Origin of the sequence: Nocardia sp. JW2, assembly GCF_051843015.1 — a bacterium.
GTDB lineage: Bacteria > Actinomycetota > Actinomycetes > Mycobacteriales > Mycobacteriaceae > Nocardia > Nocardia coubleae.
In genome coordinates this window covers 38,556-59,666 of the sequence record NZ_JBPXLK010000012.1, presented here as the reverse complement: position 1 = coordinate 59,666, position 21,111 = coordinate 38,556, and the positions used below count along the sequence as shown (strand labels likewise).

The 21,111-nt window shown below is 66.5% G+C and carries 24 protein-coding genes and 1 riboswitch; of the genes, 13 read left to right on the top strand and 11 right to left on the bottom strand.

Annotated elements, in window-relative coordinates; genetic code table 11:
• Positions 1 to 18 precede the first annotated feature (18 nt).
• Positions 19 to 1,587 (bottom strand): AMP-binding protein, encoded by a 1,569-nt coding sequence (locus ACSVDM_RS18280; protein WP_439266706.1) that lies wholly within the window; start codon positions 1,585 to 1,587, stop codon positions 19 to 21.
• An 88-nt stretch (positions 1,588 to 1,675) separates the two neighbouring features.
• Entirely contained in the window at positions 1,676 to 2,353 is a 678-nt protein-coding gene (locus tag ACSVDM_RS18275; RefSeq protein ID WP_439266458.1) for a TetR/AcrR family transcriptional regulator, read from the bottom strand.
• 148 nt (positions 2,354 to 2,501) lie between these two features.
• Here ACSVDM_RS18275 and ACSVDM_RS18270 point away from each other — a divergent pair, with 148 nt between their 5' ends.
• The gene (locus tag ACSVDM_RS18270; protein ID WP_439266705.1) at positions 2,502 to 3,764 is read left to right on the top strand and encodes a lipase family protein; all 1,263 of its coding nucleotides are present in this window, start codon (positions 2,502 to 2,504) and stop codon (positions 3,762 to 3,764) included.
• Here ACSVDM_RS18270 and ACSVDM_RS18265 read toward each other — a convergent pair whose 3' ends face one another.
• Both ACSVDM_RS18265 and ACSVDM_RS18260 read right to left on the bottom strand, forming a co-directional pair.
• Positions 3,765 to 4,193 carry an ATP-binding protein gene (locus ACSVDM_RS18265; RefSeq protein WP_439266456.1) on the bottom strand — a complete coding sequence of 143 codons (429 nt, stop codon included), beginning with the start codon at positions 4,191 to 4,193 and terminating at the stop codon, positions 3,765 to 3,767.
• A gap of 251 nt (positions 4,194 to 4,444) precedes the next feature.
• Positions 4,445 to 4,774 carry a hypothetical protein gene (locus tag ACSVDM_RS18260; RefSeq protein WP_439266454.1) on the bottom strand — a complete coding sequence of 110 codons (330 nt, stop codon included), beginning with the start codon at positions 4,772 to 4,774 and terminating at the stop codon, positions 4,445 to 4,447.
• Between the two features lie 76 nt (positions 4,775 to 4,850).
• Between ACSVDM_RS18260 and ACSVDM_RS18255 the strand changes: the two genes are divergently transcribed.
• The gene (locus ACSVDM_RS18255; protein ID WP_439266452.1) at positions 4,851 to 5,897 is read left to right on the top strand and encodes a fused (3R)-hydroxyacyl-ACP dehydratase subunits HadA/HadB; all 1,047 of its coding nucleotides are present in this window, start codon (positions 4,851 to 4,853) and stop codon (positions 5,895 to 5,897) included.
• Between the two features lie 12 nt (positions 5,898 to 5,909).
• On the opposite strand, the gene ACSVDM_RS18250 is transcribed toward ACSVDM_RS18255, so the two are convergent.
• Complete coding sequence (locus ACSVDM_RS18250) at positions 5,910 to 6,338, bottom strand: hypothetical protein (RefSeq protein WP_439266450.1); 429 nt, start codon at positions 6,336 to 6,338, stop codon at positions 5,910 to 5,912.
• A 250-nt stretch (positions 6,339 to 6,588) separates the two neighbouring features.
• Between ACSVDM_RS18250 and ACSVDM_RS18245 the strand changes: the two genes are divergently transcribed.
• Positions 6,589 to 7,323 (top strand): TetR/AcrR family transcriptional regulator, encoded by a 735-nt coding sequence (locus ACSVDM_RS18245; RefSeq protein WP_439266704.1) that lies wholly within the window; start codon positions 6,589 to 6,591, stop codon positions 7,321 to 7,323.
• 41 nt (positions 7,324 to 7,364) lie between these two features.
• On the opposite strand, the gene ACSVDM_RS18240 is transcribed toward ACSVDM_RS18245, so the two are convergent.
• On the bottom strand, positions 7,365 to 7,751 hold the full coding sequence (locus tag ACSVDM_RS18240; protein ID WP_439266448.1) for a winged helix-turn-helix transcriptional regulator: 387 nt from the start codon (positions 7,749 to 7,751) through the stop codon (positions 7,365 to 7,367).
• A gap of 495 nt (positions 7,752 to 8,246) precedes the next feature.
• Here ACSVDM_RS18240 and ACSVDM_RS18235 point away from each other — a divergent pair, with 495 nt between their 5' ends.
• From ACSVDM_RS18235 to ACSVDM_RS18225, 3 genes are all read left to right on the top strand, one after another.
• Complete coding sequence (locus ACSVDM_RS18235; RefSeq protein ID WP_439266446.1) at positions 8,247 to 8,567, top strand: hypothetical protein; 321 nt, start codon at positions 8,247 to 8,249, stop codon at positions 8,565 to 8,567.
• A gap of 64 nt (positions 8,568 to 8,631) precedes the next feature.
• Positions 8,632 to 9,078, top strand: a complete 447-nt coding sequence (locus ACSVDM_RS18230) for a PaaI family thioesterase (RefSeq protein WP_439266444.1) — start codon at positions 8,632 to 8,634, stop codon at positions 9,076 to 9,078.
• A gap of 66 nt (positions 9,079 to 9,144) precedes the next feature.
• Complete coding sequence (locus tag ACSVDM_RS18225) at positions 9,145 to 9,954, top strand: alpha/beta fold hydrolase (protein ID WP_439266442.1); 810 nt, start codon at positions 9,145 to 9,147, stop codon at positions 9,952 to 9,954.
• Here ACSVDM_RS18225 and ACSVDM_RS18220 read toward each other — a convergent pair.
• Positions 9,951 to 10,436 (bottom strand): MarR family winged helix-turn-helix transcriptional regulator, encoded by a 486-nt coding sequence (locus ACSVDM_RS18220; RefSeq protein WP_439266441.1) that lies wholly within the window; start codon positions 10,434 to 10,436, stop codon positions 9,951 to 9,953. The genes ACSVDM_RS18225 and ACSVDM_RS18220 overlap by 4 nt on opposite strands.
• Positions 10,437 to 10,498: 62 nt before the next feature.
• Between ACSVDM_RS18220 and ACSVDM_RS18215 the strand changes: the two genes are divergently transcribed.
• Positions 10,499 to 11,008: an SgcJ/EcaC family oxidoreductase gene (locus ACSVDM_RS18215; protein WP_439266439.1), complete on the top strand. Its 510-nt coding sequence runs from the start codon at positions 10,499 to 10,501 to the stop codon at positions 11,006 to 11,008.
• A 22-nt stretch (positions 11,009 to 11,030) separates the two neighbouring features.
• On the opposite strand, the gene ACSVDM_RS18210 is transcribed toward ACSVDM_RS18215, so the two are convergent.
• Together ACSVDM_RS18210 and ACSVDM_RS18205 are read right to left on the bottom strand one after the other, a co-directional pair.
• The gene (locus ACSVDM_RS18210; RefSeq protein ID WP_439266437.1) at positions 11,031 to 11,714 is read right to left on the bottom strand and encodes a response regulator; all 684 of its coding nucleotides are present in this window, start codon (positions 11,712 to 11,714) and stop codon (positions 11,031 to 11,033) included.
• Complete coding sequence (locus ACSVDM_RS18205) at positions 11,711 to 12,937, bottom strand: sensor histidine kinase (protein ID WP_439266435.1); 1,227 nt, start codon at positions 12,935 to 12,937, stop codon at positions 11,711 to 11,713. The genes ACSVDM_RS18210 and ACSVDM_RS18205 overlap by 4 nt, the downstream gene beginning before the upstream one ends.
• A 260-nt stretch (positions 12,938 to 13,197) precedes the next feature.
• Here ACSVDM_RS18205 and ACSVDM_RS18200 point away from each other — a divergent pair, with 260 nt between their 5' ends.
• Positions 13,198 to 14,673 (top strand): MFS transporter, encoded by a 1,476-nt coding sequence (locus ACSVDM_RS18200; RefSeq protein WP_439266434.1) that lies wholly within the window; start codon positions 13,198 to 13,200, stop codon positions 14,671 to 14,673.
• A 27-nt stretch (positions 14,674 to 14,700) separates the two neighbouring features.
• Positions 14,701 to 15,894 (top strand): FAD-dependent monooxygenase, encoded by a 1,194-nt coding sequence (locus tag ACSVDM_RS18195; protein WP_439266432.1) that lies wholly within the window; start codon positions 14,701 to 14,703, stop codon positions 15,892 to 15,894.
• Between the two features lie 81 nt (positions 15,895 to 15,975).
• Here the strand turns inward: ACSVDM_RS18195 and ACSVDM_RS18190 are convergent, their stop codons facing one another.
• On the bottom strand, positions 15,976 to 16,905 hold the full coding sequence (locus ACSVDM_RS18190) for an oxidoreductase (RefSeq protein ID WP_439266430.1): 930 nt from the start codon (positions 16,903 to 16,905) through the stop codon (positions 15,976 to 15,978).
• A gap of 62 nt (positions 16,906 to 16,967) precedes the next feature.
• Here ACSVDM_RS18190 and ACSVDM_RS18185 point away from each other — a divergent pair, with 62 nt between their 5' ends.
• The 3 genes from ACSVDM_RS18185 (at position 16,968) to ACSVDM_RS18175 (ending at position 19,589) form a co-directional block, all read left to right on the top strand.
• Positions 16,968 to 17,555 carry a TetR/AcrR family transcriptional regulator gene (locus ACSVDM_RS18185; RefSeq protein WP_439266428.1) on the top strand — a complete coding sequence of 196 codons (588 nt, stop codon included), beginning with the start codon at positions 16,968 to 16,970 and terminating at the stop codon, positions 17,553 to 17,555.
• A 160-nt stretch (positions 17,556 to 17,715) separates the two neighbouring features.
• Positions 17,716 to 19,050 (top strand): MFS transporter, encoded by a 1,335-nt coding sequence (locus ACSVDM_RS18180; RefSeq protein WP_439266702.1) that lies wholly within the window; start codon positions 17,716 to 17,718, stop codon positions 19,048 to 19,050.
• 17 nt (positions 19,051 to 19,067) lie between these two features.
• Complete coding sequence (locus ACSVDM_RS18175; protein ID WP_439266427.1) at positions 19,068 to 19,589, top strand: VOC family protein; 522 nt, start codon at positions 19,068 to 19,070, stop codon at positions 19,587 to 19,589.
• 36 nt (positions 19,590 to 19,625) lie between these two features.
• On the opposite strand, the gene ACSVDM_RS18170 is transcribed toward ACSVDM_RS18175, so the two are convergent.
• A complete protein-coding gene (locus ACSVDM_RS18170; protein ID WP_439266425.1) occupies positions 19,626 to 20,513 on the bottom strand; it encodes a M48 family metalloprotease in 888 nt (295 codons plus the stop codon).
• Positions 20,514 to 20,603: 90 nt separating this feature from the next.
• Positions 20,604 to 20,670: riboswitch (guanidine-III (ykkC-III) riboswitch) on the top strand.
• 10 nt (positions 20,671 to 20,680) lie between these two features.
• Between ACSVDM_RS18170 and ACSVDM_RS18165 the strand changes: the two genes are divergently transcribed.
• Complete coding sequence (locus tag ACSVDM_RS18165) at positions 20,681 to 20,995, top strand: DMT family transporter (protein ID WP_439266423.1); 315 nt, start codon at positions 20,681 to 20,683, stop codon at positions 20,993 to 20,995.
• The last annotated feature ends 116 nt before the right edge of the window (positions 20,996 to 21,111 follow it).

Here is a 21,111-nt window from a genome sequence, read left to right as displayed (position 1 = left end):
CGTTGCTCGCGGCGGTGGTCAGGTGAAAGTGAGGAGGGTGCGGCGGTCGATCTTGCCGGTGGGGGTGCGGGGAAGGTCGTCGAGGAAGACGACGTCGCGGGGGGCTTTGAAGCGGGCGAGGTGGGTTTTCACGTAGGTGCGGACGGTGTCGGCGTCGAGGTCGCCGGTGGGGACGACGAAGGCGGCGAGGCGTTGGCCGAATTCGTCGTCGGGTACGCCGATGACGGCTGCTTCGGTGATCGCGGGGTGGGTGTAGAGGAGGTCTTCGATTTCACCGGGGAAGACGTTCTCGCCGCCGGAAACGATCATGTCGTCGTCGCGGCCGTCGATGAAAAGCCTTCCGCCGGAATCGAAGTGGCCGAGGTCGCCGGTGCTCATCAGGCCGTCGCGGATCTGCTTGGAGCCGCCGCCGGAGTATCCGGCGAAGGCGATCGAGTTGCCGACGTAGACGGTCCCGACCACGTCGGGTTCGGTGATGCGGGTGCCGTCGGCGTGGTAGAGCGCGACGGTGATGCCCACCGGGGCCTTGCCGACGGTGCCGGGTGCGGCTGTCCAGTCCTGTGGGGTCGCGATGGTGGCGGTGCCGGTTTCGGTGCAGCCGTAGAAGTTGTAGAGCACGGGTCCGAACGTCTGGATCGCCCTGGTGCCGAGCGCCGAGGGTAGCGCGGCGCCCGCGGTGAACACGATGCGTAGCGAGGTGGTATCGGTGTGCGCCAACGCTTCTGGGCTCAGATCGAGGATGCGCCGCAGCATGGTCGGTACCAGGACGACCATCTCGACACGGTGTTCGGCGATCTGGGCGAGCGCGCGGGCGGCGTCGAATTTGCCGTGCAGCACGATCGTGGAACCGAGGTTGAGCGACAGGATGAACTGTGACAGGGCGGTTCCGTGGAACAACGGCGCGCACAACAGCACGGTCTGCTCGCGTCGCAGCGGTACCCGGTCGACGAATTGCGCTGCTGCCAAGGGGGATTCGACCCGGCGTGGCGCACCTTTCGGTGTCCCGGTCGTGCCACCGGTGAGTAGGACGAACCCGCCCTGCCGGGTCGGCGCCGGTGGCCGTTGCGCATCGAGGCCGCCATCGAGGGTGAGCGCGGTGATGGTGTCGGGCAGGGGAGTGGCCGCCACGGGCAGGCTCGGATCGGCGACGAGTGCGTCGACCTGTTCACGGGCGAGCACGTCGGTGAGCTGGGTGGCGCCGAAACCGGTGTTGAGCAGGACCAGCCGCGCGCCGAGTTTGCCTGCGGCGATGATGGTTTCGACCAGTGCCGCACCGTCCGGGTAGAGGACGCCGATGGTGTGGTCGGCGCTGAGCCCGTCCCGGTACCAGCGGGCGGCGATGGCATCGGTGTGTTCGTCGAGTTCGCGGTAGCTGATCCGCCGGTCGCCGTCGATGAGCGCGATCCGGTCCGGCGTCCGTTGCGCGGAGCTGTGTACGCCACCGGCGATCGGGCCGTAGGTGCGCATCGTGCGTGCGGTGCGAGCGACCTGGAGTGGTCGCCGAAGGTCGATGACCCCGGACCGCTGGAGCGCACCGATCTGGCGTGCGGTGGTGGCAACGGAATGCCGAATCCCGGTGATGGCCATCTCGGCCGCGCGGCACTGCATGGCTGCTCCTTCGGTAGGTGCAGCCTATTAGAACATGAGCTCTTGTTTGCAACAAGAGCACTTGTTCTTACTTGTTCGAGTCGGGTGTCCGCGCGGCTGCGCCCAGGCCGAGGTGGACGATCTGGGTGAATGCCGTGAGGTCGCGGATGAGGGTGTCGATGTCACCCGAGGTGCCGCGGGTGGTGTGGTGCAGCCAGTCCGAGACCGTGTCGAACAGCCCACCGATGGTGGCGACAGCCAGGGCGTGCAGGTCGACCCGCGAACCGGTGGCGGGCACGAATCCGTAATCGCGCCACAGTGTTTCGAGGAAACCGGCCGCCCATCTCCGGTTGGTGCGGCGTTGCTGTTCGACCGTGGCCGAGATGGCGCTCGCCTCGCCGAAGGTGACGATGGCGACGCGGGGGTCGTCGACCAGCGCGTGCGCGAAGGCGCTGAGGGTCTCGACGACGACGGCATCGCGATCGCCCTGCGCGCGAGCGAGCGCGGCGGCGACGTCGGCTTGCAATCGCTCGCTGACCTGCTGCAGCAGGGCGAGGTAGCAGGCCTCCTTGCTGTCGAACAGCTCGTAGAACGCCTTGTTGCCGACCAGCGCGGTCTGGCAGATCTGCTCGATGGAGGTGTTGGGGTATCCGTTGGCGGCGATCAGCTCGAACGCGGCGTGCAGGATCTGCTCGCGCCTGCGGGCTCGGCGCTGCTCGGCGTCGAGGCCCTGGATTCGCCGTGGCCGCTTTTCGATCGATGTCACGCAGATCAGCGTATCGAATGCGAAATTGCAACAAGAACTCTTGTTAACAACAAGATGGCGTGTTGTAATCGGCGTCACCTACCGAAGTGAGGATTCGATGAAGAACCCGAGAGTTGCGCGGAGATGGGCGGTGGCCCCGCTGGCAGCGATGTGTCTGGCGGTATCGGGCACCACGGTCGCCGCGGCCGATCCGTATCCGAGTTTTCCGCCGGATCAGAATCAGCTGCCGCAATTGCCCACCGAGCCCCAGCTCTACGATCTGTTGCCGATTCCGGTCCCCGCTGAGGACCCGTGGTACGACGACCCGGCGGACCTGAGTTCTTACGCCCCGGGGCAGATCATCCGTTCCCGCACGGTGCAGACCCGGCTGCTCGGTCTACCCTTCCCTGTCCACACCGAACAGCTGCTGTACCGCAGCAACGATGTGCACGACAATCCGATCGCCACGGCAACTTCGGTGATCATTCCCGGTATTCCCTGGTCGGGCAGCCCGCGTCCGGTGCTGTCGTTCCAGGAGGCGATCGACTCGACCGACTCGTCGTGCAATCCGTCCTACACGCTGCGAACCGGGACGATGAAAGAGGCCGCGCTCGCGGTCTATTGGCTGGCCCAGGGTTTCGCGATCAACGTCCCGGACTTCGACGGCAAGTTCAACACCTTCAACACCTACGACGAAGGCAAGATGGTGCTCGACAGCCTGCGCGCCATGAAGAATTCGGCGCTGGGGCTGGCCGATTCCGGCATCGCGCTCTACGGCTACTCCGGTGGTGGCTCGGGGTCGATCCGCGCCGCCGAACTGCGCCGGACCTACGCGCCCGACGTGCGGCTGCTCGGTACCGCCGTCGGCGGCTTCCCTGCTGATCTGCGGGCCCAGGCCCGTTTCGCCGTGGCGGCACAGCCCGGGCTCACCGGTATCAGCAACTTCACCATGTGGCTCGGATTCGCCGCGCTGTCACGGGAATTCCCCGATGCGTTCGACGCCGAGGAGCTGCTGACCCCGGAGGGTCAAGCGATTGTCGCGGACATGGGCAAACGCTGTGTCTACACGATCGCGGCGGCCGGCGCGTACCGGCCGATCAGTGCCTACTTCAAGCCGGGAAAATCGCTCGACGCCACCCCCGAGGTCATGCGGATTCTCGCGGAACAGAGTCTCGGCCACCACATTCCGGACAGCCCGATCTTCTGGTGGCACGGCATCTGGGACGAGCTGATCCCCGCCGACGTCGTTCTACCGACGGTCCAGGACTACTGGAACCGCGGCGCCGACCTGCGGTTCTACACCATGCCCCTGCCCGAACACCTCGTCAACGCCACGGCGGGCTGGCCACCGGCGGTGGCCTGGACCAGTGCCGTACTACGCGGACTTCCCCCCGGCGACCGCTTCAAGGCCGACATCCCGCTGCCCAGATGATCACGCCGCCGGGCGGATGTCGTTGGCGAAGGTGAGTTCGGCCTGGATGGTTTTGTGCCCGTCGTAGCGGCTACAAGACCAGGTGTCGGCGAGGTTGCCGACCAGGAGAAGTCCGAGACCGCCGGTGTGGTCGGGGGCGCGCGGGTGCGGTTCACCGGGGCCGGTGTCGTCTACTTCGATGCGCACACGGTCGCGCACGTGGTCCAGCGATAGCCGGGCACGCCGGGGCGGGAGCCCGTGGCGGCGGGCGTTGCTCGCGAGTTCGTCGAATACCTGGATCGTGTCCGCGGCTGAGGTTTCGGGTAATGGTGCGAGGAATTCGCGCACCATTACCCGCGTGCTCGCGGGTGTGAGGGAGTCCAAGTCGACTTCCAGGTCCTCGTGGTGGACCGTGTCGCGGCGCCGGGCTTCCAGTACCGGTCTCGTCATGACCCTTCCTCCTGCCTCGTGGCTCGTTACAGCACGGCTACCCGGCTGGGGCATTGCGAAACGGTGGCTGGCCGAAACGAATTCCACCAGAAGAATTTTGAATCGACGAGTATGGCCTGACCGGCTCCGGAGATAGATCCGGACGGGCGATGACCAGCGAATGTCGGGGTTCTCACTTCTATGTGCGTCCGGTCGAGCCAACCTCTTAGCTTCGAGGGTATGACCGAAAAGGTGATTCCCAGATTGATGGCTCAGTCGATCGAGCCGGTGGGCGACTTCTTGGGGTGCGCGACTTCCTCGTGACCGATCCTGGTGGGAACACCATTCAGGTCGCACAGCCGATCGGTCCGGATCAGCGGCATCGCCCGTTGCCGAAGGAGACATTCGATCGGGCCGTCCACATGGGGTCGCTCTTCGCTGATTCCAAGCAGGATCCGGCGCTGGCGCGGGAACTGTTGGCTCGCGCCAGCGGAATCGGGACCGATGGGCCGGAGCTGGGTGATGCGCGTCGGCGAATAGCGGAGCTCGAAGGAGGCCTGTGACTCGTCACCGGTTGAACGTGGCGGGGCTGTCTTCGGCATATTCGCTCCGAAAGCTGTCGACACTCCGGGCTCCGGTGGCACCGCCGACGCGGCAGCGGACACTACTCTGCTCGCTATGGCGATGACCAGCGCGAAGATCGGGGGAGCGGCGGTCGTCGCCCTCCACCCGTCGACAATGGTGGGGTGCACCTATCGCTGCGACGACCGGTATGTCGTGGGGCGAGAAGAGATCCGGCAATTCGCGCGCGCGGTCCAGGACAGTCATCCGGTGCATCGGTCGGAAGCCGCCGGCATGGAGTTCGGTTACGGTGGGCTGATCGCGCCACTCACCTTCTTCGCGATTCCCGCGTTTCGGGCGCAACGAGCGATGTTCGACACGGTGGCCGGTGGATACGATCTGAGCCGGATCATGCAGACCGATCAGGTTGTCAACTACCACAAGCCGATTCGTCCTGGTGACGCATTGACCTGCGATGTGGGTTTCGAGTCGTTTCGCGGAGCCTTCGGCAGCGAACTCTTCGAATTCAAGACCGAGATCACGGACCAGTACGACTGCCCGCTGATCACTTCGCGGACAAGTTTCGTCGGACGAGCCGAGGCCGGCGCCCCGAGGTCTCACTCGGCCGATGACCTTGTGATGCGCGGTTTTCACCACAGACCGTCGGGTGCTGGACTCCGTCCACGGGTACACAGAGGATCTGATCCTCGGCCGAAATCGGAGGGCGCATGCGGCGGCCGAACGCGTCGCTTCGAGTCCGTCGCGGAGGGTGAGAAGCTACCACCGCGGGTCTTTTCTCTCACGCTCGGAGATCTGGTCAATTATGCCGGTGTGGCGGGTGATCCGAATCCGATCCACTGGCACCCGCAAGCCGCGCGAGCGGTGAACCTGGACGCTCCGGTTGCTCACGGCATGCTGACCGTCGGTCTGGGAGCGGGTTATCTCACCTCGTGGCTGGGTGATCCCGGCGCTGTCCTCGAATACGCGGTCCGGTTCACCAGCCCGGTCTATGTGACCAGCGCCGGAGCGCGCGTCGAGTTCTCGGGGACCGTGAGGTCGGTCGATCCTCGGCAGCGGACAGCGGTCGTGGCGATCGTCGCCACGTGCCAGGGGCGGAAGATCTTCGGACGAGCAACGGCGAAGGTCCGACTCTCGTCGACCTGACAACCGGATCGACTACGCGGTCTGTTGCGGCGGAGGAGTGAGATCGCTCGGCGGACTGGATGGTTGAATCGCCATGCCCGGCCAGGAAATCCCGCGAACTCCACCCTGGCCGCGAGCCACGCGGATCCCTTCGGCGGTGATCCGAGGGCGATAGACCGTGGTCCGGTGACCGAATGCCGGGTCGAGATCGACGGAGTCGAACAGACCCATCCTCGTCAACCACTGCGACGCGCGAACTACCTCGCTCTCGGTGAGGGACTCGCCCGGCCAACCGACCGACGCCCCGACGACGAAGGCGCCGAGGGCTCGCCCGGCGTTGTCGGAAAGGTCTTCGTTGTGTGCCCATTTCAGCACCGCCTCACGCACAGCCCACTGCCGGTCGGAGTAACCGGGCGTCGTCCGCGCCGTACTGTCCATCCGCAGCATCGCGGGCTTGTCCATCACGTCACTCCTCAATTCCCGAACCGAGTGGCTCGTGCCCGCGACCTCTGATCGCCGTCAATACTCCTGAGCGCTGCCGTTTACAAGATAAACATATGGCGGTTTATCTTGTAAACCGGTGTATCGACTACCGCGTGACGGGGTACGTTGAGTCGAGCCGGAACATCCCGGTATCCTGGGGTTATAGTGGCGTGCTGGAAGACCAGGGCCCGAGGATTTTGACAGGAGCTCCGCCCTGAGCGAGGACACGATCGACTCGGGCGCCGAGCTGCGCGACAACAGTCCACGCGACGGAGGTACTCGGCGCGCCCCGCGACTGGACCGGGTACTGATCCTGGAATCCGCGATCGCGCTGATCGATGAGGAAGGCCTGGGGCACCTCACGATGCGCCGCCTCGGTTCCTGGCTCGGCGTGGAAGCGATGGCCCTGTACCGATACGTGTCCGGGCGTGACGACCTGCTGGCCGGGGTGGTCGATCACCTCGTCGACCAGCTCTACGAACAGAATCTGATGGAGCCCGACGGTGCGGGTGGCAGCTGGCAGGGTTATCTGCAGCGCCTCGCGCACGGCGTGCGCCGCGTCGCCATCGAGCACCCCGAGGTGTTCCCGTTGATGGCATCGAGCCCGCCCCAGGCGCCGTGGCTGTGTCCGCCGTTGCGCAGCCTGAACTGGATGGAGTCCTTCCTCGACACCATGCTTCGCTACGGGTTCGACGACCGTCAGGCGGTGCAGGCCTACCGGTCCTTCGCCACGTTCCTGCTTGGCCACCTCCTGCTCGAGGTGGCGACCAAGGGGGTCGAGCTGAGCCCGATCACCACCGCCGAGCCCGGGCAGCACGAATCCTCGGATCTGGCCGACTACCCGAACGTGCACCGCCTGCAGCGCCACCTGGCGGCCGACCGCGCGGCCGACGAGTTCGAAGAATCCCTCGAGGCGTTACTCGACCGCCTCGAAGCGATGCGCCGCGCCCGACCACGCCCCTGAGCGGCGGGCTCGACGCGGCCGGTGGTCACCGCCGACGGCGATCAGAGCAACCCGTCGTGGCTGGGTGGTTGGCCCGATTCGAATTCCTCGGCTCCGAGCCGGCGGGCCCAGCTGTGTGACCATGCCTTCAGCGGGGCGAGCGCGTAGAGCAGTTCCACGCCGATCGGGGTGAGGGCGTATTTGCCCGCGTCGGTGGTGTAGACGACTTCGACGGTGACGAGTTCGCGCAGTCTCGTGCTCAGCACGCTCGAGGAAATGTCGGGCAACGCGCGGCGGAGGTCGCGAAATCCGAGCGGCTCGGTTCGCAGCTGCCACAGCACCAGGATCGCCCAGCGGCGGCCGAGAAGATCGAACGCGGCCATGAGGGGCTGGCCCGTAGCAGAACCCCGAACCGCGACTCCAGGGCGGGGGACTCTTGCGTCACTCATCCACAAGACCCTAGTGTGGTTTGAAAATCGAACCACCACGACCGGGGTGATGCGCCGGAGTCGCCACGAAGGAGTAACAGATGGCCCGAACTGTCCCGGTAGTCGCGTTGGATTCGATGCAGCGAGACCGAGGTGTCCTGTCGGCAGTAGCTGCGGCCGTGGGCGGACGACGGATCACCTTGGCCCGCGCCGACCCGAGGCGTCTGACGCTCTCGCCGTCACGCTCGTGGCGAGCGGGGTGCGTGCACTACGGGGTGATGATCCCGGATCTCCCTGCGCCGCACCGCTTCCTGGCCACCATGATCGTCATCGGCAAGTCCGGAACACGGGCATGGGACGACGACAATGCCGTGGTTCATACCGCCCGCGACACCGTCACCGTCGCCCATGGCAGTGCCGCGAGCGAGCACGACCCGTTCCGGGTCTATTCGGCGCGCGACGACTGCGATCTCCGCGACGACGGTGGATACCTGCGATTTGGCGACGAGTTGACGCGTGATCCGCTCACCCCAGATGCTGCGCGCCCAGCCGCTTCCGCCGTCCCGCAAGATTCCCCTCGACTTCTTCACCTACCGCATCATTCCCGTAGACGAAGACACTCGGCTGATCCTGGTTGCCACCGGCGTAGCCGGTCGACCGGGGTGGTTGGCCGCCTATTGGCGCAGCGACATCGCCGTCGAGATCACCGGCACCGTCGACACCGAATGGCTCTACGCGGGCATGGGCTATATCGGCGGATTCCGCTACCACGGCCGCATCGCCGAGCACCGCGTGGCCGGCCTCGCCTACCTCGAATACTCCGACCGACGCCGCTGACCGAGCCTGCTGATCGAGCCCGCTGATCGACACACGTCCCGCCGCGATGAAGGATCGAACGCTGATGAGCCACCCAACCGACCTGTCCACCATGACCGGCCTCGAGGCCGTGCGTGCCTTGGCTGCCGTCACCGACGAACGCCCCTCGATCGCCCGGTTGATGGGCATCACGATCCATGCCGTCGACAGTGGCGAAGTTGCTGGATCGGTCACTCCCCAGCCGGATTTCGCCAACGCCCTCGGAACCGTGCACGGCGGGATCTGCGCAACGCTTCTCGACGCTGTCATGGGATGCGCGGTGCACACGATGCTTGCCCCCGGAGTCGGCTACACAACCCTCGAACTGAAGGTCAACTACTTGCGGACCGTGGCCACCGACGCGGGTCCCCTCACCGCCACCGGTTCGGTGATCCACGCGGGCCGCACGACCGCCACCGCCGAAGGGCGCGTCCACGACGACAAGGGGCATCTGGTGGCGCACGCCACCACGACCTGCCTCATCCTCAGTTGAATCAGATTGCCCCTCTACACATTCCACGCCAGCCGGAAACGGGCCGACGCTTCCCGAAGGACGATCATGAACGCAAACCGACCACCGCTGGTTCTGCTGCACGGGCTCACGATGTCGGAACGCGCCTGGGCCGAGGTTGTGCCGCTGTTGGTGCCGCACCACCACGTCATCACCCCCACGCTGCTTGGCCATCGCGACGGACCGAAGCCGACACAGCGGCCCACGCGGGTGAGCCATCTGGTGGACGACATCGAAGCGCTGCTGGATACCCTCGGCCTTCACCAGGTGCATCTGGCCGGGAACTCCCTCGGCGGATGGATCGCCATCGAACTGGCACGACGGGGCCGGGCCCGCAGTGTATGTGCCCTGTCTCCGGCCGGGTTCTGGGAACCGCGCCGCGCCAGTCAGACTCACGGGACCTCGATGATCGCTCGCGAAGCGGCAACCGCTCGTCTCGGCAGGCCCCTGGCACCGCTCGGCCTGCGGTCACCCCTGATCCGGCGGCTCGCACTGCGCAATATCGCGACTCGCGGCGATCGCATCAGCAGCGCACAAGCTCTCGACATCGTCCATGACCTGACCGAATGCCCGGTCACCACCGACCTGCTCAGCACCGACGAGTACATCGCACCGCTGCCGGATCTTCCGTGCCCCATGACGGTGGCCTGGGCCGAACACGATCGCCTGCTGCCGCTCGCGGTGAACACCCCCATCGCCCGGCTGCGCCTGTCCGAACAAACTCACTTCCGGGTCCTCCGAGGCGTCGGTCACGTCCCCATGATCGACGATCCCGAACTGGTCGCGCGGACCATCCTCGCCACCACGGCCGGCCATCCGCACCCCGAGGATTCACAGGCCGAGGGTCTCGGCCACTAACTCGATGCGGATCGTTCGTTCCGGGTGCGTTCGGCGACCAGGTCGGTCTGCTCCTGATGGACGCGCAGAGCCGTTGCGAGAAAGTCGAGAACGAGGCGTAGTTGGTCGCTGTCGTAACGCCGGAGCGCCGCCGCACCGGCCCGGCCCACGGGTTCGAAGATGAGCTCCGCCATGCGCCGCGCGTCCGCGGTCGGCTCGATGAGCACGCGCCGCCGATTGTCCGGATCCTGTGCGCGCGAGACATATCCGGCCCGTTCGAGCCGGTCGATGACGGTGGTGGTGGCGGCCGGGCTGAGCCGCAGCGCGGAACTCAGCTCACCCGCGGAGAGGGGTCCGCGGCCCAACACGATGTCGAGGCACCGCATATCGGTGCGATTGAGCCGCAAGTGCGCGGCGACCGCCTCGTCGAAGGTGTCGAAGCTGCGCTGCAGCAGTCGCAGCTGCTGTCCGATCTCACCGATGAGCTCATCATCTTTCGACATTCGAAACTTCCTGTTATCGTTTATTTCGACGATCGAAACGATAACACCGAGGGGCTCGATCCATGAACCAGACCCGGCACACCACCGACGACATCGCCATCGCGGAGGTCTTCCAGCAGCTCGAGCGGACCTGGACCGCCAATGACGCCGAAGCTTTCGGCGCGCTCTTCACCGAGGACTCCGATTACGTCTCCTACGACGGCACCCGTGCCATCGGCCGTGAACAGCATCAGCGCAACCACGACCGGCTGTTCCGTGGAGTCCTGGCCGGATCAGCTCTGACCGGTGAACTGGAGTCCATCCGCTACATCACCCCGGATGTGGCCATCGTGTACGGCACCGCCTCGGTGCTGATGCCGTGGCGCTCACGCGTGCCGAAGCGGCGGCTCTCCCGTCAGACCATCGTGCTGCTGCGCACCGAAAACGGCTGGAAGATAACGGCGATTCACAACGGCCGGGTCCGCCCGGTCACCGTGCCGGAACCGAATTCGTTCCCGTCCAAGATGTCTCAGCTCATGGCGCGGATCGCCCGCACGCTCGGGATCGCCCCCGACCCGCGGTCGAAGCCCTGACCCTGCTGCGGGCAACCGGCGGTCACGGCAGGCCGCGGTCGTTGGCGTGGTTGACCAGTCCGGTCTGGTGGGCGATGACGACGAGTTGTGCGCGATCGCGAGCGTGCAGTTTGTTCATGGCACGCTGCACGTGGGCGCGGACGGTGAACGGGCTGACGAACAGCTGTTCGGCAATCTCGTTGTTGGACAGTCCTTGTGCGACAAGCGTCGTCATTTCGCGTTCTCGCGGGGTGAGTACGTCGAGTTTCTCGGAGGTGTGCGTCGCGCCGTCGGGTGGGGTTGCGAGGAAGCGGGCGATCAAGGTTCGCGTCGCGGCGGGGGAGAGGAGGGTTTCGCCGTCCGCGATGGTGCGCACGGCGCTGAGCAATTCCGCTGCGCCGATGCCCTTTCCGATGAAGCCGCTCGCGCCCGCGCGTAGTGCCTGTGCGACATTTTCGTCGGTCTCATAGGTGGTGAGGACGAGGACCCGGCTGTCGCGCAGGTGCGGGTCCGCGCAGATCTGTGTGGTGGCGGTGATGCCGTCGGTCTCGGGCATCCGGATGTCCATGACGATCACATCGGGGTGCAGTTCACGGGTGAGTCGCACCGCTTGTGCGCCGTCGGCGGCCTCGCCGACCACGCTGATGTCGTCGGCGGTGTCGAGGAGCGTACGGAACGCCTGGCGGAGCAGGGCCTGGTCGTCGGCGAGGAGCACTCGAATTGTCATGGGGTACCACCGTTCTCCGTGTCGCCGGTCGTGTTCGCCGATGTGAGTGGCAAGTGGGCGGAGACGATGAAGCCACCCGCCGGGCTGTTCTCGGTGAAGAGCTGACCCCCGACCGCCTTGGCGCGTTCTCGCATACCGATGAGCCCGTAGCCCGATGGCCGGTCCGACCCCGTGAAGCTCGGCCTGTTCGCTGCTCGCGAGCCGGGTCCGTCGTCGGCGACGGTGATGCCGAGCAGGTCCTGGCCCCAGGACAGGCGGACTCGAGCGTGGCTGGTTCCGGCGTGTTTGCCTACGTTGGTCAGGGCCTCCTGGATGATCCGGAAGGCAGTGAGATCCACGCCTGGCGGTAGCGGTACGGGCGTGCCGTCGTTGTCCGTCGTCACTCGCAGCCCCGCACGGTCGAACGACGCGAGCAGCCGGGGGAGTTGGGCCAGGCCGGGTGACGGTTCGGCGGGAGTGTTCGCGTCCCCGGCCTGGCGTAGCAGTCCGACCGTGGCGCGTAGGTCGTCGAGGGCGTTTCTCGTGGTCTCGATGATGTTGTTCAGGTTCGACCGGGTCTGTTCCGGCTGGGAGTCGAACACGTGCGCGGCGACAACAGCTTGGGCGTTGGCGAGGGTGATCTGGTGTGCGACGGCATCGTGGAGCTCGCGGGCGATGCGCACGCGTTCCTCGGCGACGCTGCGCCGCGCTTCGCTCTCCCGGCTCTCCTCGGCGCGCAGTGCCCGCTCTTCCATGGCGGCCAGGTAGGCGCGCCGGTTCCGCGTCGCGTTGCCGAGCGCCCCGGCGATCAGCGGGAGCGCCGCCACCGACAGCAGCCTGCTGCCGTCCTGCCAGGACAGCCCGTCGAGAAGTGGGGTAGCCGCGACCAGCAATGCCACGGCGGGAAGCAGCACCGCGATCGTCACCCTCAGCTCGGTGTGCAATGCCAGTGCGTAGGCGGCGATCGCGACGGGCACCACGATCAGCGGTGTCGACAGCAGGCCCAACGGTGCGACCAACATCCCGCACGCAGTGGTTACCGCGAGCACGGCAACGGGTGCCCGATGCCGCACGACCAGCGCCGCACACGAGACACCCGCAACGATGTAGGTGGCGATCGGTGGCCATCCGAGGGTGTTGTCGGGGTGAAAGATCCCGCCGGACAGGCACAGCAGGAACGCCGTCGCGAGGACGAGCGCCTCGCGCCACCACACCGGTCGTCGTGCCACCTGCTGGGTGGTCATCACCGGATCGGGGGACGCTGCTGGTTCGGCAACACCTCGCCCAAGATACGCGTGGCGAGGGTCCCGCAACCGCAAGGCGCACGACTCGGTTCCTACGCACCAGGAGTGCGCGGTCGTCTGGTGCGACAGCACCAGCGGCAATCGATGACGAGAGACGATGCCCGCCGACGGCTCCGCTGGAACGGTTGTAACCAGAAAGTCCCTGGGCGGTGCGAATCCCGCTCAGTCGGGGAATCAAGTCTGGTGAGGAGCCGAAGTCGATGCAGCAGAACACAACCGACGGTGTGAACGTCGGTCTTCACACGAGGTGGAGTGCGCGACTACTCGGCCTCGTGGCGATCCTGGCCCTGGTGAACTTCGTGGTGGATTCGGCGATCGGCGCACCGCTGATCGTCCTGCCCGAGATGCTCGACCATTTCGGCACCGACCAGGCGGCGTGGCTCAATGCCACCGCGATGCTGGCGGGCGTGATGTGGGCCCCGTTGCTCGGTAAGAGCGCCGACATATACGGAAAACGCCGAGTCCTGGTGCTGACCTTGCTCATCAGTTGTGTCGGTGCGCTGATCTGCGCGGTCGCCCCGACAATGTGGATATTCGTGATCGGTCGCATGTTGCAGGGAGCCGCGTTGGCCGCCATGTTCCTGTCGGTCGCGATCGTGCGAACCGTCTGCACGCCGCGTCTGGCCATGATCATCGTCGGCATCGTGACCACCGGAACCGCGATCCTCAATGTCGCCTCCCGGTTCCTCGTCGAGAAGCTGGCGACGGAGTTCGGCTTTCAGATCCTGTTTCTCATCTCGGCCGCTGTCGCGGTGGCGATGGCTGTGTGCGTGCGTTTCCTTGTTCCCGAATCGCTCGTGAAGACGCCGGGCCGGCTCGACATCTCGGGTGCGCTGCTGCTCGGCGGTGGTCTGCTCGGAGTGCTCGGCTACATCAGCATGGGTCCCGATCTCGGGTGGTCCGCTATCGGACCGCTTGCCCTGCTCCTCGGCGGGGCCGTGGCGTTGGTCAGCTGGTTCACGGTCTCGAGCCGGAAGGCTGATCCGCTGATCGACGTCGGAAACCTCGGCAAGCCACTGCTTCTCACGCTTCTGGTCGTCTTCCTCGGTGCCGGTTCCTACCAGAGCATGCTGCAACTCATCCCGCTCATCAGTGATGTCTCGGCGGACCAGAACTTGGGCTACGGACTCGGCGGTCGCGGGTCGGTGGCGTTGCTTCTCGCGGCACCCGCTGTCGGCGTCATGCTCGGCGGGCCGGTAGCCGGCTGGTTGGGTACGCGAATCGGGCCTGCCCGAACTCTGGCCGGGGCGGTCATGCTCGGAACCGTTGCCACCATCGGGATGTTCCTCGGTGCGTCCCAGGTGGTCGCGGCGCTGTGCTTCGCGTTCCTGCTCGGGGTCACGGTCGCGGCGTTGGGTGCGTCGGGCTTCAACACGGCGGGCGACTTGGCCTCGGCGCAACGGCAGGGCGTCGTGTCCAGCCTGGTCATGGTGATGGTCTCGACCGGGGCCGTGGTGTTCAACTTCGTCGGCGCGGCTGTGCTCGCATCGACCACTGTCGTCGCGAACGGCGAGACGGTGAACTCGGCCACCGGTGTATTCAGCTATATCGCGATTGCCACCGCGGCCTTCGCGATCGCCGCGGTCGTGGTCGTCCTTCTTGTGCGAACCACGCTCCCGCGGCGTCGGATGCCCGCGCCGAAACTCGAGCCCCAGGCTGTCGAAACGCACGCGTGACCCTTTCCAGCAGATATAGGAGTTGACATGAAATCCAGAGGAACTGTGCTGGTTTCCGGCGCGAGCATCGCGGGTCCCGCGTCGGCGTTCTGGTTGCACAAGTATGGATTCGAGGTGACGGTGGTCGAGAAGTCCGCCGGTGTGCGCGGCGGCGGATACCCGATCGACCTGCGTGGCACCGCCGTCGAAGTCGCGCACCGGATGGGCATTCTGCCGCAGCTACAGCGAGCCCATATCGACACACAGCGGGTCACCTTCCTCGAGGCCGACGGCAGTCGGGCCGCTGTCGTTCATCCACAGGCGGTGGCCGGGGGAGTCGACGGACACGACCTCGAAGTCCCGAGGGAGACGCTGACGAGCGTCCTGTACACGGCAGTCCGTGACAACGTGGAGTTCGTCTTCGACGATTCCGTCGACGCCCTCACCGAACACGAGCACGGTGTGGACGTCACCTTCCACAGCGGCGTCCAACGCAGTTTCGATCTTGTTGTCGGCGCCGACGGATTGCACTCACGCACCAGGACTCTCGCCTTCGGCCCCGAACAGAACTATCTGCGTTACCTCGGCTACTGCTTCGCGATCTGCACCATGCCCAATACCTTCGGGCTCGCACGCGAAGCGGTCATCTGGAACACCCCCGGACGCGCCGCCGCTCTCTACGCCGTGGGAAACAGCGACGACGTACACGCCCTCCTGACCTTCGCCCACCCCGAACCACCCCACGAAGCCTTCCGGGACAGTGAGACTCGACGTGCACTGATATCCACGCTCTTCGGCGACGACGGCTGGAAGGTGCCGGACATCGTCGAGGCCGTGTGTGGTTCCCCGGATCCGTTCTTCGACACGGTGAGTCAGATCCACATGCCGCAATGGTCGGCTGGGCGTGTGGCCCTCGTCGGCGATGCCGCCTACGCACCGTCGTTCCTGACCGGGCAGGGGTCGAGCCTCGCGCTCGTCGGCGCCTACATGCTCGCCGAATCCCTGGCCGCACACGAGGACCACACCACGGCCTTCACCGCCTACGAGCGTGCCAGCCGCCCATTCGTCGAACTCAACCAGTCACAGATCTCCACCGGCGAAGCGGCACTGTTTCCCACCACGGCCGAAGCCCTGCAAGCCCGCAACCATCGACTCCGCGACCTGACCATGTCGGCCCCGGCCACCGGTCGACCGGCCCACACAGCTCTGACGCTGCCCGAGGTCAGACGGATGGCCTCGTGACCACCGATGTCCGCAGCCGACGGGGCTCGAAGTTGTCCAGCCGCAACACTTCTCATTCGACGTACTGATGCGCCGGCATCGTCATGATCCAGAGACGTCTGTGGTCGGGGCCGGTGACGGCGACACGGAGGTGAAGGGGAAGTACGTGCCGGTGAGCTGTTCGGAGGCGCGCCAAATTCGCACGGCGGAGTCCGGATCCTTGGCCACGGGGGATATCTCGCCCACCGCTGCCGGACCGCGAACACCGCCGAAGCGGCTCGGACCGACGAAACTGCCGCCGGGGATGTCACCGACGGCCACCAGCAGTGTGGGCAGCGCACCGGAGTCGGGGCCTTGGGCGAGCATGGGCGTGAAGATGGCCGACAGGGCGTCGATGAGCCGGTTACCGCTGGTGATCCGGAAGCCGGTGGAGGCCCAGCCGGGATGCGCGGTGGTCGCGATGACCGACGAGCCGACCGCGCTCAGGCGGCGTTGTAGTTCGGCGGTGAACAGCAGGACCGACAACTTCGACGCACCGTAGGCGCCGAACGGCTTGTAGGGGCGTTGCGCCCACTGCAGGTCGTCGAAATCGAGCTGCGCGGAGCGGTAGGCGGTCGAGGAGGTGGACACGACGCGGTCGGTGATCCGGTCGAGCAACAGGTTCGTCAACGCGAAGGGCGCCAGGTGGTTCACCCCGAACTGGAGTTCGAAACCGTCGGCGGTGTGCTGTAGCGAATCGGTCATGGTTCCGGCGTTGTTGACGAGCACGTCCACCGTGCTGTCGATGCCGTCGGCGAACTGCCGGACCGATGCCAGCGAGCTGAAGTCGAGCGGACGAACTTCCACCCTCCCACTCATTTCGGCGGCGACGGCACGGCCCTTTTCCTGGTCGCGGACAGCGAGTATGAGCCGTGCGCCCTTGGCGGCAAGGACAGCCGCCGCGGCACGGCCGATCCCGCTGGTGGCGCCGGTGACGATGACGGTGCGGCCGGTCTGATCCGGAGTCCGAGAAGGAGAGGTAAGTGTGAGCATGGAGCCAATGTATCCACTGGAAACAATCTAGTCAACGGAAACATTTTTGATAGGCTGCCCGAATGACCTCCGACCGCCCCTACCACCACGGCAACCTGCGGCAGGCCGTACTGGAGCAGGCGACGCCGGTGGTGCGTGACCGAGGAGCCTCGGAGCTGTCACTGCGCGAGCTGGCCGCCGCCGTCGGTGTTTCGCACGCCGCTGTGCGCCGGCACTTCCCTGACCGTCGGCAGCTTCACGACGCACTGGCCGTCGAAGGGTTCGCCTTGCTCGGCACGCGACTGCGGGACGCGGTCGACGCCGCGCCCGACTACCGCGCCCGGATTCGCTCGCTCGCCCGGGCCTACCTCGACTTCGTGACGTCCGAGGCGAACCTGGCCGAGCTGATGTTCGCCCACAAACACGGCGAAGGTGGCGAGGCCGTGAGCACGGCCGCGGAGTCGGCCTTCGCGCCGATGTTGCTGGTGTTCGAGCAGGGCCTGGCCGACGAGCCGCCGGGCACGAGCCCGCAGCGGACCGCACTGATCTTCCTCGCCACCTTGCAGGGGCTGGCCGGGCTCGTGAACTGCGGCATGATCACCGCCGACCAGCTCGGCGGACTGATCGATGAGGCTGTCGCGCAATTCCCGCAGGGGCGCGACGGGCGATAACGCGGAAGGCGCGCAATGGCTTTGCGCTGCCGGAGTTACCGAAGATTCCGCTCAGTGGTCGGCGGTATTGCCTGTCGTCGGGTCGCGCTGGAAACGTCGCGGTGACCGCGATGTCGAACGAGGATCTCGCGGCCGAACCGAAGGAGTCTCGGTGCCCACGCTGCCACCCGAGAAGGCGAGTCCGTCTGCGCCACAGGCGTTTATCCCGACCGACGCGAGAGCGCGCCGCCGTGCGGCGTTGTCGAGCCTGCTCGGTACGACGATCGAGTACTACGACTTCTTGCTGTACGGGACGATGGCGGCGGTGGTGTTCGGGCCGTTGTTCTTTCCCGGCTCGAATCCGGCGTTGAGCACGATCGCCTCGTTCGGCACCCTCGCCGCCGGGTATGTCGCACGTCCGCTCGGCGGCGTGATCTTCGGCCATTTCGGTGACCGCGTCGGCCGCAAGTCGATGTTGCTGATCACCATGCTGATGATGGGTATCGCCAGCGCGGCGATCGGCCTGCTGCCGACCTATCACACCATCGGCGTCGCGGCGCCGGTCCTGCTCGTGCTGCTGCGCGTGGTGCAAGGGGTGGCCGTCGGCGGGGAATGGGGTGGCGCCGCGCTGATGGTCGTCGAGCATGCCGATGCGCGCAATCGCGGTCGCTGGGCCGGAATCATGCAGCTGGGAACGCCTCTCGGTTTTCTGCTGTCCACCGGGGCGGTCGCCGCGGTGACCCAGCTTCCCGAACCACAGTTCTCGACCTGGGGGTGGCGGGTGCCGTTCCTGCTGAGCGCGGCCCTGCTCGTGCTCGGGATGTATGTGCGGCTGCGGGTCGCCGAGAGCCCGGTTTTCGCCGCCGCCGCGCCGCCGCGTGACTCGATTCCCGCGGCGCAGGTGCTGCGCCGCCCACGCCTGCTCGTCCCCGCCGTGTTCGCCGGTCTCGCGCCGTTCGCGCTGACCGCCCTGACGAGTTCGCACATCATCGCCTACGCCACCGGCATCGGTTACGCGGTCGGCGAGGTGATGCGATCGCTGCTGCTGGTGGTCGTGGTCTCGATCGTCGCCATTCCCGCGAGCGCGGCCCTGTCGGATCGGTGGGGCAGGCGGCGAACGATGATGACGGGCGCGATCGGGGCCGTCATCTACGCCTTCCCCCTGTACAGCCTGATCAACAGCGATTCGTGGTGGATCATGACGGGCGCGCTGATGTTCGCGCAGCTGCTGCAGAACCTGATGTACGCGCCGCTGACCCCGATGCTGTCGGAAATGTTCCCCACCGGTGTGCGATACACCGGTGTGTCCATCGCCTATCAGACCGCGGCGCTCATCGGCGCGGGCTTCACCCCGCTGATCGCGAGCAGCCTGCTTGTCGCCTTCGACGGGTCGAGCGTCGCGCTGAGCGGAATCATCGTGGTCACCGCCGCCCTGAGCCTGATCGCCCTGGTCGCTACGGTGGAGGTCACGGGCCGGGATCTGCGTGTCGACGCCGACGACCGCCCACAGTCGTAGGCCAGGAGGTCATCGCTATGCGGGGAATCAACCACATCGTCTTGTTCGTCGCGGAGCTGGAGCGCAGCATCGCCTTCTACGAAAGCGTCCTCGGCTTCGAGCGACTCGCCGAGGGATTCCCGGGCGGCGCCTTCCTGCGTCACCCCGGCTCGGCCAACGATCACGATCTCGGGCTGTTCCAGGCCAGGCGGCCGGCGGCGGGACCGCCGGGATCGGTCGGGCTCTACCACGTCGCCTGGGAGGTCGACACCTTGCGCGAGCTCGCCGATATCCGCGGTCGCCTGCTCGCGGCGAACGCACTGACCGGGGCGAGCGACCACGGGTCGACCAAAGCGCTCTACGCGCGCGACCCCGACGGCATCGAGTTCGAGGTGTGCTGGCTGGTGCCCGACGAACACGTCGAGGACGCCCTCGCACCCGGAACCTCGTTGACCGCACCCTTGGACCTCGACGCCCAAATCGCGCGGTACGGCGCCGACACACCGGGCGGTCTCCGCACCGACCCGCAGGTATGGGCCCGCATCGCGGCACGGCGGTGAATACCTCCCGTTGATGCGTCCCGGCGGTCGAAGCGATCAGGCCGCGGCGGTTCGACGAATCACTTGCAGCCGTTGCCTGATCGGCGGATGCGTGTCGAGCCATCGAGCGCGGGCCGCGAGCAGTGCGGATGTGTGAGCTGTCTCGTGCGGCAGCCACCTGCGGAGCGCACCGTGGAGTTCGCGGCCGTACCCGAGGTGAACAGCCATCCGGTCCGCGGCGAACTCTCCGCGCCGTGCGCGCGCCGCAGCGGTCAGGGGTTCCAGGACGAGTAGTGCGATCAGCACCGCGACGGCGGGCTCGCCGATTCGTGGTGTGAGGAAGAATGCCACGGCCACCAGGAGTGCCGTCGCGATCGCCGCTCGCGCGAGACATCGGAGAGTGCCGGGCCCACGTGCCGCGCGGGCCGGGATCCCGCCGATACCCCTGACCACGCGGCCGGGGACCGAGAACCAGGCGTCGAGCAGTCGCACACGTGGATCGAGCATGAGATGGTGGCTGAGTTCGTGGGCGAGCACTGCGGCCAGCTGCCGTGGGCGAAGCGATTCGATCGCCCAGCTCGTCACCGCGACCATGCGCGCGGGTGCCGCGAACGCGTTGAACGTGGCCGACTGCTGCACCCACAGCGAGTAGGGCCAGCCGTCCACCCCCGCCTTCCGGGTGACCTCGGCCCAAGCGGTCGCGAGAATATCGGGCTCCGATCCGACGGGCTTGCGGAATCCATAGGCTGCCGCCGCTCGGCCCCGATTCGGATGGAACCACAGTGCGCTGGCCATGCCGCAGCCGAACCCGGTCCACAACACGAGCATGATGATCGCCGCCCACAGGCCGATGCCGACGATCACGACGTAGACCAGGACACCGTTGAGCGCCACACTCGGCAGCGTCAGCGCGAGTCCACCGGCGGTTTCCCGAATCCTCCCCACCTGTCGAAGTTTACGGCTACCCACCGACATCTTTGCTGGTGAGACGAACCACCATCGCTTGCCGGTCGATAGCCGGCGTGCCATGGTGGAAGTGAGCCCGGCGATCGGGCTTCCGGACGAGGGGTGCCGTACCCGGAGTGCGACAAGACGGCCCGAGGAGGGCTGCGATGTCGTGGATTCTGCTTGTCGTGTCGGGATTCCTGGAAGCTGTGTGGGCGACCGCACTTGGCAAATCCGAAGGCTTCACCCGGCTCGTGCCGTCGGTGCTGTTCTTCGTCGCTCTGCTGGCGAGTATGGCCGGCTTGGCGATCGCGATGCGCGAACTTCCGGTAGGTACCGCATACGCGGTCTGGGTGGGCATCGGCGCGGTCCTCACCGTCGCCTTCGCCATGGCCACCGGTGAAGAGCCGGTGACGATATTCAAGCTCCTGTTTCTCACGATGATCGTGACGGGCGTCGTCGGGCTAAAACTCGCCCACTGAACCAGACCGCGTCCGTCCGTGGCATTCGTTCGTGCCTCGGGGGCAGCGCCCGGCTCGGACTTGACGAAGTTCCTCGCGTCGTCGATCGTGAAAGCTGAAGGCTGTTCGGCCGCAAC